General features: G+C 67.2%; 11 protein-coding genes and 1 tRNA gene. 5 read left to right on the plus strand and 7 right to left on the minus strand.

The genetic code is table 11. The annotated features are described in order from the left end of the window. The 3 genes from KAK88_RS11200 to crtY are packed head-to-tail and all read right to left on the minus strand — an operon-like array spanning position 1 to position 3,577. Positions 1–933, minus strand: a complete 933-nt coding sequence (locus KAK88_RS11200) for a phytoene/squalene synthase family protein (protein WP_242076703.1) — start codon at positions 931–933, stop codon at positions 1–3. Then, positions 930–2,411 carry a phytoene desaturase gene (locus tag KAK88_RS11205; protein ID WP_242076704.1) on the minus strand — a complete coding sequence of 494 codons (1,482 nt, stop codon included), beginning with the start codon at positions 2,409–2,411 and terminating at the stop codon, positions 930–932. Before KAK88_RS11205 ends, KAK88_RS11200 begins: the two co-directional genes overlap by 4 nt. Beyond that, a complete protein-coding gene (gene crtY / locus KAK88_RS11210) occupies positions 2,411–3,577 on the minus strand; it encodes a lycopene beta-cyclase CrtY (protein WP_242076705.1) in 1,167 nt (388 codons plus the stop codon). Before crtY ends, KAK88_RS11205 begins: the two co-directional genes overlap by 1 nt. Before the next feature lie 98 nt (positions 3,578–3,675). Here crtY and KAK88_RS11215 point away from each other — a divergent pair, with 98 nt between their 5' ends. Continuing rightward, complete coding sequence (locus KAK88_RS11215; RefSeq protein WP_242076706.1) at positions 3,676–4,383, plus strand: fatty acid desaturase; 708 nt, start codon at positions 3,676–3,678, stop codon at positions 4,381–4,383. A gap of 98 nt (positions 4,384–4,481) precedes the next feature. Here KAK88_RS11215 and KAK88_RS11220 read toward each other — a convergent pair. Beyond that, positions 4,482–4,573 (minus strand) — tRNA-Ser (locus tag KAK88_RS11220). A 139-nt stretch (positions 4,574–4,712) separates the two neighbouring features. Between KAK88_RS11220 and KAK88_RS11225 the strand changes: the two genes are divergently transcribed. From KAK88_RS11225 to KAK88_RS11240, 4 genes are read left to right on the plus strand one after another with little or no spacing between them, the layout of a single operon-like run. Continuing rightward, entirely contained in the window at positions 4,713–6,197 is a 1,485-nt protein-coding gene (locus KAK88_RS11225; RefSeq protein WP_242076707.1) for an exopolysaccharide biosynthesis polyprenyl glycosylphosphotransferase, read from the plus strand. Then, positions 6,194–7,654, plus strand: coding sequence for a lipopolysaccharide biosynthesis protein (locus tag KAK88_RS11230; RefSeq protein ID WP_347264863.1), 1,461 nt, complete (start codon positions 6,194–6,196; stop codon positions 7,652–7,654). The genes KAK88_RS11225 and KAK88_RS11230 overlap by 4 nt, the downstream gene beginning before the upstream one ends. Next, complete coding sequence (locus KAK88_RS11235) at positions 7,651–8,583, plus strand: glycosyltransferase family 2 protein (protein ID WP_242076708.1); 933 nt, start codon at positions 7,651–7,653, stop codon at positions 8,581–8,583. The genes KAK88_RS11230 and KAK88_RS11235 overlap by 4 nt, the downstream gene beginning before the upstream one ends. Positions 8,584–8,585: 2 nt before the next feature. Then, the gene (locus tag KAK88_RS11240; RefSeq protein ID WP_242076709.1) at positions 8,586–9,518 is read left to right on the plus strand and encodes a glycosyltransferase family 2 protein; all 933 of its coding nucleotides are present in this window, start codon (positions 8,586–8,588) and stop codon (positions 9,516–9,518) included. On the opposite strand, the gene KAK88_RS11245 is transcribed toward KAK88_RS11240, so the two are convergent. From KAK88_RS11245 to KAK88_RS11255, 3 genes are all read right to left on the minus strand, one after another. Beyond that, a complete protein-coding gene (locus tag KAK88_RS11245; protein ID WP_242076710.1) occupies positions 9,519–10,022 on the minus strand; it encodes a DUF1543 domain-containing protein in 504 nt (167 codons plus the stop codon). Between the two features lie 11 nt (positions 10,023–10,033). Then, positions 10,034–11,698, minus strand: coding sequence for an FAD/NAD(P)-binding protein (locus tag KAK88_RS11250; RefSeq protein WP_242076711.1), 1,665 nt, complete (start codon positions 11,696–11,698; stop codon positions 10,034–10,036). Between the two features lie 120 nt (positions 11,699–11,818). Further along, the gene (locus KAK88_RS11255) at positions 11,819–12,520 is read right to left on the minus strand and encodes a hfsB (protein WP_242076712.1); all 702 of its coding nucleotides are present in this window, start codon (positions 12,518–12,520) and stop codon (positions 11,819–11,821) included. Between the last annotated feature and the right edge of the window lie 30 nt (positions 12,521–12,550).

Here is a 12,550-nt window from a genome sequence, read left to right on the forward strand (position 1 = left end):
TCAGACGTGCGTCCACAACGCCGGGCGCGGCGGCGGCTCGCGCCAGGCGTCCAGCGTCTTGCACCACAGGGCGATCAGGCCACCCCGCCCCAACAGCATCAGCTTGCCCGCCTTGTCGACCGACGTCCGCCCGTCCCAGGCGCTCACGCCGGCGCGCGACACATGGCGGCCGATCGAACGATAGACGCCGCGCGCCGTGGCGATGGCCCAGGCCGAGCGCGGGTTCAGATCGCGCAAACCCCACCGGGCCGAGGCGTAGAAGGGCTCGGCCGCCGCCACTAGGCGCTGCGCGGTCCGAGCCACAGCAGCGCGGTGCTGGGGCTGATCGACCTGATCGCGCGGCACGCCCGCCTCATCCAACCAGGCGCCGGGCAGATAGACGCGCCCGCCCTTCGCGTCCTCGACCACGTCGCGGGCGATGTTCGTCAGCTGGAACGCCAGCCCCAGGTCCTGGGCGCGTCGCAGGGTAGGCGCATCGTCCACCCCCATGATCCGCGCCATCATCACCCCGACGACGCCGGCGACGTGATAGGCATAGTCCAGCGTGTCCTCCAGCGTATCGTAACGTCGGCCAACCACGTCCATCTCGAACCCCTGCAACAGGTCCATCGCCTCGTCAGCCGGAATGCCGTGACGCATGGCGACGCGCTGGAAGGCGGTGAAGACCGGGTCCGTCTGCGGCTCTCCGGCCAGGGCGGCGGCGGTGCGAAGACGCAATTCGTCTAGTCTCTCACCAGCCAGCACCGGATCGATGCCGACCGCGCCGTGGCCCAGCACCTGGCCGTCGATCTCGTCGTCGCAATGCCGGCACCAGGAATACAGCATCCAGGCGTCGTCCCGGATCGCCGCCGGAAACAGGCGCGCGGCGGCGGCGAAGCTCTTGGACCCCTGCTCCATCGACTGGCGGCTGTGATCCAGGACGGCGTCGGTCATGCCGGCTGCCTCGCGTCCTCGATCATCAGGGCGGCGGTGGCCTTGGCCGATCCGACCACGCCCGGCACGCCCGCGCCGGGATGGGTGCCGGCGCCCACGAAATAAAGGTTCGGGATCTGGTCGTCGCGGTTATGCACCCGGAACCAGGCGCTCTGGGTCAGGATCGGCTCCAGCGAGAAGGCCGAACCCTGGTGAGCGTTCAGCTGGTCGCGGAAATCGACCGGCGTGAAGATGCGGCAGGTATCCAGATCGGCCGTCAGGCCGGGGATGTAGCGTTCTTCCAGATAGGCCAGTATCCGGTCGCGATAGCGCGGCCCTTCGACCTCCCAGTCGATGTCCGCCGAGGCCAGGTGCGGCACGGGCGCCAGCACATAGAAGGCGTCGCAGCCTTCCGGGGCCAGTGACGGATCGGTCCGCGTCGGCGCATGCAGATACAGCGAGAAGTCGTCGGGCAGATCCGGCCCCTTGAAGATTTCGGCGATCAGTTCGCGATAGCGCGGCCCGAACAGCACCGTGTGGTGGCGCACCTCCGGGTGGACGCGTTTCAGGCCGAAATAGATGACGAACAGCGACATGGAGTGACGTCGCGACGCCAGCTTGGCGCCTTCCTTCTTACCACGGGGCTCCTGACCCAGCAGGCGCTGATAGGTGTGAACCACGTCCGCGTTGGAGGCGACCATGTCGAAGGCCAGCGTCTCGCCGTTCACCACCACGCCGGTCGCGCGACCGTTCGCCATGATGATGCGCTCGACCGGACTGTTTAGCCGCACCTCACCGCCCAGATCCTTGAGCAGACGCACCATGGCCTGAATCAGGGCTCCGGTGCCGCCACGCGGGAACCACACGCCCCAGCGCCGCTCCAGCGCATGGATCAAGGCATAGATCGACGAGGTCGCAAACGGATTCCCGCCGACCAGCAGGGAGTGGAAGCTGAACGCCTGACGCAGATGCTCGTCCTGAATATAGCTGGCGACCTTGTCATAGACCGACCGCCAGGCCTGAAGCCGCATCAGCTCCGGCGCCGCCTTGACCATACTGGCGAAGTCCAGGAACGGCACGGCTCCCAGCTTCAGATAGCCTTCCTTCAGCAGGTCCTGCGAATAGGCCAGGAACTTGCGATAGCCTTCCTTGTCGGCCGGATTGCGCGCCACGATCTGGCGGTCCAGCTCATCTTGATCGTTGACGTAGTCGAAGACGTCGCCGTCTTCCCAGCACAGTCGGTAGAAGGGCGCGACCGGCAGCAGTTCGACATAGTCCGACAGCTTGCGCCCGCTGGCCTCGAACAGTTCCTCCAGCGCCGACGGGTCGGTGATGACGGTGGGACCCGCGTCAAAGGTGTAGCCCTTGTCCTTGAACACATAGGCCCGGCCGCCCTCCAGATCGCGGGCCTCGAACACCGTGGTCTGAATGCCCGCCGACTGCAGCCGTATGGCCAGCGACAAGCCTCCGAAGCCCGATCCGATTACAGCAGCCCGCATCACGCACGTCCTCTTTCGACCAGACAGGTCAGCGCGGCGCCGATCGGCACCGGGGGTTTTCCGCTCAGGATCCGCGCCTTGTCGGCAAGGGTGGATCCAGCGGCGTAGAAGCGTTCGACCAAAGGCTGGGGCAGACGATAAAACCGCTCCAGCACCTTGTATCGTTCATCGGGCCGCGCCGCACGAAATAGCATCCGGTTCAGCAACCGATAAAAGCCTCGTCCGGCCCATACGTCATGCGCATGGCGACGGATGTCTTCGGCGACCGTCGCCGGCTCGAAATCCCGCGCCAACCGGTCGGCCAGGCGCACGGCGTCCGGCAGGGAATAGCCGGTGGTCGGGTGAAACAGCCCGGCGCGCAGACCGCTGAGCGCCGTCGGCCCCATCCGCGACAAATGCGCGCCAATGTCCCCATCGAGCGCCACGGGCAAGACGCCGTCCTCCTCGCGCAAGACAGTCTCGATCTCCCAGCCCTGCGCGCGGGCGTAATCCAGCACACCCTGACGGAACGCCTCGCGATCCAGCGCATCCCCGTCGGTATAGCGCGTATCCTCGATCAGCAGCGTCCGCTCATCGAACGGCAGGGTGTAGAGAAACCGATAGCCCCCGGCCTGGTCGACACAGGCGTCCATGACGATGGGCGTTGTCAGACCGTGCGGCGCCGCCAGCCGCACCTCCAGTCCGACGAACTTCTGGAAACCCAGCGCCAGATCCGGCGTCGCGGTCGGCCCGCGCCCATCGATCACCGCCTTGGCGCTCAAACGCCGTCCATCAGCCAGAACCGCTTCGGTCGGCGACACTGAGGCGACTGGCGCACCCAGCATGATCCGTCCGGGCAAGGCCGCCTCGACCACCGCCGCGAACCCTTCGGCCGTGACACTGCAATAAGGCGTCGACAGCGCGCGTTCGAACTGGGGAAAACGGACGCTGTATCCCGGCCAGCGATGCACCACCAAGGGCGCGATCCAGTCGCGCTGAGCCTGCGTCAGGTCGCTGTCGAAGAAGGACCAGGTGTGGACCCCGCCCAGGGTCTGCGCCGTCTCAACGATTCGCACATCCAGATCGGGCCGCAGCTGTGACAGCCGCAGCGCCAGCAGGCCATTGGCCAGGCCGCCGCCGACCAGCAGAAGGTCCGGCGCGGAAGTGTCAAAGGCGTCGACCTGCATTCCAGACAGGTGGCACGCGCGGACGCATGCGGCAAGCGAACAGGATGCTTACCGGGCCGCGATGCGCTAAGTGTCGCGCCATGTCCGCCGTCACGCCAATGTCACGGGTCGTCCCAAACCAGGCCCTGATCGGCCTGACGCTGGCTGGCCTGATCGCGGCGGCCTGGCTGAGCCTGCATATCTACGGCGTCTATTTTCATCGCTGGACGATCTGGAGCGTCCTGACCGTTCCGCTGATCGTCGCCGTCCAGACGTGGCTGTCCGTCGGCCTGTTCATCGTCGCCCACGACGCCATGCACGGCTCTCTGGCGCCGGGCCGCCCCCGGCTGAACACCGCGATCGGCAGCCTGGCGCTGGCCCTCTACGCCGGTTTTCGGTTCGCGCCCTTGAAGACGGCCCACCACGCCCATCACGCGGCGCCCGGCACGGCGGACGATCCCGATTTTCACGCCGACGCCCCCCGCGCCTTCCTGCCCTGGTTCTACGGCTTCTTCCGCACCTATTTCGGCTGGCGAGAACTGGCCGTTCTGACGGTGCTCGTGGCCGTTGCGGTGCTCATCCTCGGCGCCCGCATACCCAATCTTCTAGTCTTCTGGGCCGCGCCCGCGCTGCTCTCGGCGCTACAGCTCTTCACCTTCGGCACCTGGCTGCCGCACCGGCATACCGACGACGCCTTCCCCGACCACCACAACGCCCGCACCAGTCCCTTCGGCCCGGTCCTGTCCTTGCTGACCTGCTTCCACTTCGGCCGTCACCACGAACACCACCTGACCCCCTGGAAACCCTGGTGGCGTCTGTTCAGCTAGTCGTCCACGGTGGTCGTTTTCAACGGCGACATGACGCGCGGAGCCAACTGACCCTTTGCGCAGCGGGTGGCTGCTGTCGGCCCATATTCTAAGAGGAATGGCGGAGACGGAGGGATTCGAACCCTCGGTACCCCTTACGGGGTACGACGATTTAGCAAACCGTTGCCTTCAGCCACTCGGCCACGTCTCCTGCGAGGGCGTCGATAGCGGAGGCTGATGCGTCGCGCAATCCGGTTCGAGAGAAAGCGTCCACGTTAACGCGACATAGAGGCCAAAGCGGCAGTATCGCGGCCATCATTCGCCCCCCCGGATCGCTGCTGGATCACCTGTTGCTCGACCGTCCCGCCAATCTCGCCGCCGACACGCCGCTGAAAGGCCGGCCTTCGCGCGGGCCGTTCCGGCCGGAGATCTGGCTGAATGCGCGCGAGCGGTCGTCCGTGCGTCTGTCGGCGCATTATTTCCGGCTGATCGACGTGCTGATGGTGTGCGGGCTGGCGTTCAGCGCGATCGTGGCCATCCAGCCGACGGGACTGGGGTCGATCACGGTCGGCGACGCCGCGCCCGTGGTCGTCGGCGCCGTTTTGGTGCTCGTGCTGATGCGCGCGCTTCAGCTTTATCGATTCGGACGCGACACGCCCTGGCCTCTGCATATGGCTGGCGTTGTAGGCGTGGGCGTCGTCTCGGCCGGTATTGCGCTCGTCCTGGGTTGGCTGCTGGACCGGCCGGCGCTGGACGTCATTGCGCCCTGGGCGCTGACGACGACGGCCGCCCTGGCGCTGTTGCACGGCCTGTGGCTGGTCGTCATTGCGCGGTGGCGTCGGCTGGGTGTGCTGTCACCCAACATCGTCATCGTCGGCGCGACCCGAAACGCACGACGTCTGATCGAACAGGCGCTGGAGCGGCGTGACATGAATGTGCTGGGCGTGTTCGACGACCGGCTGGCCCGCTCGCCCGACAGCGTCGCCGGCGTGCCGGTGCTGGGGACCGCCAAGGCTCTGCTCACCCACCGGCTGACGCCCTATATCGACCGCATCGTCCTGGCTATCGATCCGGAGGCGGGCCAGCGCGTGCGCGACCTGACGCAAACCTTGAACGCCCTGCCCAATCCGCTGACGGTCCTGGTCGATTCGGAGTTGGGACGCGACGGGGTACTAAACAGGCTGGCCAATGCGCCTCTGGCGTCCCTGGACGGTCCCGTCGATCCCGACAGGCGAGCTTTCAACAAGCGGATGCAGGATTTGCTGATCGGCGCCGTTGCCTTGGTCGTCGCTGCGCCCATCATGGCCCTGGTCGCCTTGGCGGTGAAGCTGGACAGCCCAGGCCCCGTCTTCTTCCGCCAGCGCCGCCATGGCTTCAATCACGAGACCATCGTGGTGTGGAAGTTCCGCTCGATGCGCCACGCCGCCGCTGATGCGACCGCCAGCCGCCAGGTCTGCATCGACGACGACCGCGTGACCCGCGTAGGCCGTTTCATTCGCGCCACCAGCCTGGATGAACTGCCCCAGATCTTCAACGTCCTGTCGGGCGAGATGTCCCTGGTCGGCCCCCGCCCCCACGCCATCGGCATGAAGACCGGCGAGACCGAATCCGCCCTGCTGGTCGCCGAATACGCCCATCGCCACCGCATCAAGCCCGGCATGACCGGCTGGGCCGCCATCAAGGGTTCGCGCGGGCCCGTGGACACCGAGGCCCAGGTGCGCGAGCGCATTCAGCTCGACATCGAATATATCGAGCGCCAGTCCTTCTGGCTGGACCTGTGGGTCATCGCCGTCACAATCCCCGTTCTGCTGGGCGACCGGGCGGCCCTGCGTTGAGCGAGAAGCGCATGTTCTGGCGCGGCGTCTGGGGCTATTTGCCGGCCCAGATCGTCCAGGGGGTCGTCGGTTTTCTGACGATCTTCGTCTTCACGCGCCTGCTCAGCGCCGAAGACTTCGGCCATTACGCCCTGGCGTTTTCGGTGACGACCCTGGCCCACACCGTCACCTTCACCTGGCTGGAGGCGTCGATGGCGCGGTTCTGGGCGGCCGAGCGCACGCCCGAGGGCATGGCGACCCATTTCGCCAGCCTGTACCGCACCTCCTTCACCATCATCGCCGTCTTCACCCCCATCGCGGCGCTGATCGTCTGGCTGGCGCCGCTGACGCCGGCGTTCAAGATCGCCGTCGCCTTCGGCCTGGCCGGCGCGCCCGTGCGCAACCTCGCGAAGCTGGCGCAGGAGCGGTATCGCGCTGCGGGCGAGGTGTCGAAATCCGCCGCCGTGGACATCGGCGTGGCCATCCTGGGCTTTCTGGTCGGGGCCGGGTTCGCGCTGGCCGGCGCCGGCGCGGCCTCACCCCTGCTGGGCCTGGCCATAGCCCCCCTGTTCGCCCTGCCCTTCATCCTGCCGGGCGAGTTGCGACAGGCGACGGGCGGAACCGTGGATCGCACGCGGCTGAAAGCCTACGCCCTCTATGGCTATCCCATCGCGGCGTCTCTGACGCTGGCGCTGGTGCTGGCCTCGACGGACCGGTTTCTGCTGGCCGCCTTCATGGATGCGGCGGCGGTCGGCGCCTATCACGCCAGCTACAGCCTGGCGAACCGGACGCTGGACGTCATCTTCATCTGGCTGGGGGCGGCGGGCGCGCCGGCCATGGTCATGGCGCTGGAGCGCGGCGGGCGCGAGGCGCTGCGTCAGACGGCTATCGAGCAGGGTTCGACCTTGATCCTGATCGGCCTGCCCGCCGCCGTCGGCCTGTCGCTGGTCGCGCGACCGCTGGCGGAGCTGATGATCGGCCAGGATCTGCGCGCCGCCGCTGCGCTTGTGACGCCGTGGATCGCCGCCTCCTCCTTCCTGTCGGGCATGATCGCCTATTATTTCGGTTTCGGCTTCACCCTGGGCAAGAAGACCGGCCTGTTGCTGGTGACCATGGCGATCCCGGCCCTGTGCAACGTCGCGCTGAACCTGATGCTGATCGCGCGCATGGGCGTCACCGGCGCCGCCGTCTCGACCACAGCCAGCTTCGCCATCGGCCTGATCGCCTGCATCCTGCTCAGCCGCCGCGCCATCGCTCTGCCCATGCCGTGGGAGGCGCTGATCCGTTGCGGAATCGCCTCCACCGTCATGGCCGGGGTCGTCTGGATGCTGCCCCCCATCGGCGGGTTCCTGGAACTGATGCTGGACGCGAGTGTGGGCGGCCTCGTCTATGCCATCGTGGCCCTGACGCTGAACGCCGCCGGGGTGCGTGACGTGCTCATGCGCCTGATCCGCGCGCGCCGGAGCGTGACGGCATGAGCGCCCAGATCCACGACAACGCCGCCTGGTCGCAGGCGATGCCGACGATCTCGGTCCTGATCCCCTTCCTGCGTGACGATCCGCAAGGCCTGTTGCGCCAACTGGACACCGAGGCCATCGCCCTGTCCGGCGCGGTCGAGCTGATCCTGCTCGACGACGGCACAGCCGACGCTGATCTGACGACCCGGCTTCAGGCGACCATCGACGCCCTGCATCTGCCCGCCCGCCTGATCACCCTGACGACCAACGAGGGCCGCGCAAGGGGCCGCAACCGGCTGACCACCGCCGCGCGGGGCGAGGCCTATCTGTTCCTCGACAGCGACATGCGGCCCGACACGGCGGTCTTTCTGCAAAACTGGCTGCGACTGGTCACCGACAGCGCGCCCGCCGTCGCCTTTGGCGGCTTCTCGCTGGATCAGGCGCCGACCGACGCGCGGTTCGCCGTCCACCGCGCCCTGTCCGGCGCCTCGGAGTGCCTGCCCGCGTCCCAGCGCGCCTTGACGCCCGAGAAATACGTCTACACCTCCAACCTGCTGGTGCGCCGCGACGTGTTCGCTGCCGAGGCCTTCGATCCCGGTTTCAGCGGCTGGGGCTGGGAGGACGTGGAGTGGGCCATGCGCGTCTCGCGCCGCTTTCCCGTCGTCCACATCGACAATCCCGCCACCCATATGGGCCTGGACACGGTCGAGGATCTGGCGCGAAAGTTCGATCAGGGCGCCGGCAACTTCGCCCGCGTCGTCGCCCTGCATCCCGCCATCGTCCAGACCTATCCCAGCTACAAGGCCGCGCGCGCCCTGAAACGCCTGCCCGCCCTGCCCCTGGCGCGCCGCCTGATGAAACAGGCCGCCCTGACCACGGCCCTGCCGATCAAGGCGCGCGCGTTCGCGCTCAGGCTCTACCGCGCCGCCGTCTATGCGGACGCCGTCTGACCATGCGCGATGTCGCCGTCATCATCCCGACCCTGCGCAGGCCGGACAGTCTGGAGCGGTCCCTGCGGTCGGTCTTCACTCAGACCGGATCGCTGCAGCGCGTCGCCGCCATCGTCGTCGCCGATAACGACCCCGACGGATCAGCCGCGCCCCTGATCGAGCACCTGCGCGCCCAGGCGCCCGTGCCCCTGATCTACGCCCACGCCCCCGTCCCCGGCGTGGCGACCGCGCGCAATGTCGGCCTGTCCGCCACCGACGCGACCCTGATCGCCTTTCTGGACGACGACGAAGCCGCCTCTCCCGGCTGGCTCGCCGCCCTGCTGAGCGCCCAAACCCAGACCGGCGCCGATGTTGTCTTCGGCCCCATTCGCGGACGGGTGCCGGAAAACACCGGCTGGACCACCGCCTATCTGGAGCGGTTCTTTGGACGCGACGGCCCGCGCGAGACCGGACTGACCGACGACATCCACGGCTGCGGAAACAGTCTTATGGTGCGGGCGACCGCCCTGCTCGGCGAGGCCCCGTTCGACGTCGCCATGAACGAGACGGGCGGCGAGGACGACCGGCTGTTCACCGCCCTGTCGTCGCGCGGCGGCCGGTTCGGCTGGGCCGCCGAGGCCTGGGTGGACGAGTTCGCACCGCCCCACCGCGCGACGCTGACCTACGCTCTGACCCGCGCCTTCGCCTATGGCCAGAGCCCGATCCAGATGGCCGCCGACCGCCGCGACTGGCCGGGCGTCGTCAAATGGATGCTGGTAGGCCTAGTCCAGACCGGGATTTGGGGTGCCGCATCGCTTCTGGCCGCCGTCCTTCGCCGTCCCGACCGCGCCCACACCTACGACCGCTGCGCGCGTGGTCTCGGCAAGGTCTTCTGGACCAAAGGCTTCGAGCCGAAACTCTACGGCGCGGCAATGCTGAGGCGCCCCCCGGCCTGATCAGCGGATCGGCATGTAGCGGCAGGTGAAGTCCGGATCGCCGCTCATCAGGCTGGGCTTGAGGTGGATGTACAGACGTTCAGCGCCTGCAACGTCGTCCAGCGCAAACGCCTGTTCGGCCTCATACATCTCGTCCCGATGCGCGTCCGTCCAATCGTGGGCCAGTTTGATGGCGCGCGCCTTGGCTGCCGGCAGGCCGTCGGCGACGACAAAGACATTGCGGTGCTGCTCGGCGAACCCCACCCCGTCGTAGCCGCCCAGGTTCACGTAGTAGAGCTTTTCCTTGCCCTCATAAGGCGTCGGCGACAGGCTGACCTCATAGCCGTCCGCCTGCGAAATCTCCGACCAGCAATCGATGTGCAACGTCCCTTCACGTCCCCACCACTGCGCCAGCAAGGCGTCTTTCGTCGCTTCGATCGTGGGGGCGACGAGGAAGCGCATATCGTGGACCTCGATATTCGCGCCGGGGTGTTCCCCGCCGATGTAGATCGCAAACAGTTTCATTCGTCCTCGCGTCAGGCCGCTGTATCGGCGTGGTCGACCGCAGGCTTTGCGGTATTCAGGATCAACGCCAGTCGCCGACCGACGATCCCGCCCATTTCGTGCGAACTGGTGATGCCTTGCGCGAAGGGATGCCGCCCCATGATGAACGGCAGGCTGAGACAGAACAGCCGATCCATCGGCAGGGGCGCATCGACCGGCCGGAACAGGTCATCGACAGCAATCCCCCGGACCACGTCGGGCGCATCGTTGGCGACCTGATCTCGAACGATACCCTGCTCCAGCAGCGACAGGAACGGAAACTGGATGCCGCTCAGGGCCGCCTGACCCGTCGCCTCGATGAAGATCGGGAAATGACGCGTTTCACCATTGATCGTGACGCGAGCCCCGCCTTCGGGACAACGCGTATCGACGTCGTGATCGTCGCCCAAGGCGATGACGTCCAGCCGCCCGGCGGCGTGCAGCGCCAGCATACGCTCGATCGATTCGTGCGGCACGCCGGCGTAGATATCGACGAAGATCGGCTTGAAGGCGCGGCTGAACCGCTCGAACTCGGCGCTGTCCAGATGCGACACGATGACGGCGACGATCTCGTGCATGCGAAGGATGCCGTCGCGCCAGGCCACGGTCACCTGTGCGGCATGGTTCGCCTGCGCCTCCTTCAGGTTCGCGGCGGCCCAAACAAACGGATCGACCGCCGCGCGGCGAGCGAAATAGGCCTCGGCGAAGGTTTCCAGCGTCGCATCATGCAGTCCCGTCTCGGCGGCGTAGTCAGGGTCCAGATGGATCAGCTCGGTTCGAAACAGGTCGAACACGGCGTCCAGCAGCCCGTCAGGGCCGCGTGCCACAGCCGCAGCGACAGCCTCGGGCGTGCAATAGGTCAGCGGGCCATGCGGCAGCGGAAAATAGAAGTCCGCCTCGGGCAGCAGCCCCTTTCGCGACATCATGGCGATGTGAAAATCCTCGGTATCCGGTGCCGGCTGATAGATCAGCCGATCGTCCCGCCGAACGAAGTCGCCGTGCGACGTGGCCAGGGCGACGGCCGCATCGATGGCCGTCAACGACGACCCCCGAATGCCGATGCGTGTCGCCGGAACATCCGCGAGGTCAGACGCAGGCCATGGGCTCAGGAAATATCCGGGCTGGGCGTCCGGCCGCGACGGCCACTGGTGACCCGTCGCCAGAACCGCGTGGTCGAATACAGCCTTGGCGACCTTCCACGACGGCGGCGACGTGAAGGTCAGCTCGATGCCGTCCTTGCGATTTGCCGCGTCGATGACCCGACATCCCGTCCGCACATCGATGAGAACGCCCTTGGCGCGGGCCTGCTGGACCAGGGTGGCGAACTGACTTTCGAAATATCGCCCCAAGGCGACACGCGGGACGAAGGTGCGCTCATCGAGAGACGCCCCATCCACGTCCAGCTCGGCCAACTCGGCGGGCGTTCGTGCCGACAGCCAGTCGGCCAGCGTGTCCTGCAATGGCGGGATTTCGATGCTGGCGATGTTGGACAGCATCGCCGGGTCGTTCCAGTCCGGGCTGTAGGGACTACCGCAGCCAGCCGTCTCGCGCGCCTCGAACACTGTGACCCGCGCCGAAACAACACCTTGGGACAGCAGGGCATGCAGGGCGTAGAGCGTCGTCGGCCCCGCTCCGACGAATGCGACGGACTTTGTCATGGCCACACAATGCGCGACGCACGCAAAGGCGCCGCATCCGCGCTCGATTTCAGCGCAACCGCTTCATCTTCTTGCCGAATGTGCGGAATCGGACGTCTGAAACGTCTACTAGGAAAGGCTTCAGCCCATCAGCCGCTGCAAGAACCCCGGCGCCTTGTAGGTCGAGCGGTTCATGACCACGCCGGCGATCTTTCCCCCTACAGCCTCAATCTCGTCGCGCAAGATGACCGGCGCATGGGCGGCCGTGCTTTCGGCGGCGATCACCAGAACTGTCATGTCCACAAAAGGCGCCAGGATGATCGCCATGTCGTTGCGGTCAGCGGCAGGCGCGTCGATGACGATGGTGTCGGCGTGGGGCCGCAGCGCCTCCCAATAGCGGGGCTCTCCGACCGCCTCGACCCGGTGCCCGGACCGCAGCGCTTCCATGTGGAAATGCGTGACCCACAACCGGCCGCCCAGGCAGGACCGCGCCGTCAGCAGCCGCGAATCCGGCACCGGCTTGCCGTCGCGCCCGGTCACGCGCGGCGTCACGGCGTAGAAGCTTGAGCCGTCGGGCGAGCCCTGCGCCGCCTTGCCGACCTGGCCGAAACGATCCGGCTCGGCTGACACTGTCTCCAACTGCCTCTGCTGCGCCAGATCGCCGTCAATCAGCCAGACGGGCTTGCGCGCCCGCACCGCCGCCAGCCGCGCGAACTCGCGCGCCACGGTCGAGACGCCCTCTCCGGTGACGGCGGAGGCAAACTGGATCACGCGCGCGCGGTGCGCCGGCGCCGGTCCCAACGTCGCCCAAAGGCCCGCCATTTCTGAAGTCAGATCGACCATCGAATCGCCAAGGCGCTCCCTAAGCCCTCA

Source organism: Brevundimonas diminuta (assembly GCF_022654015.1).
In the GTDB taxonomy this organism is placed as follows: Bacteria; Pseudomonadota; Alphaproteobacteria; order Caulobacterales; family Caulobacteraceae; genus Brevundimonas; species Brevundimonas diminuta_C.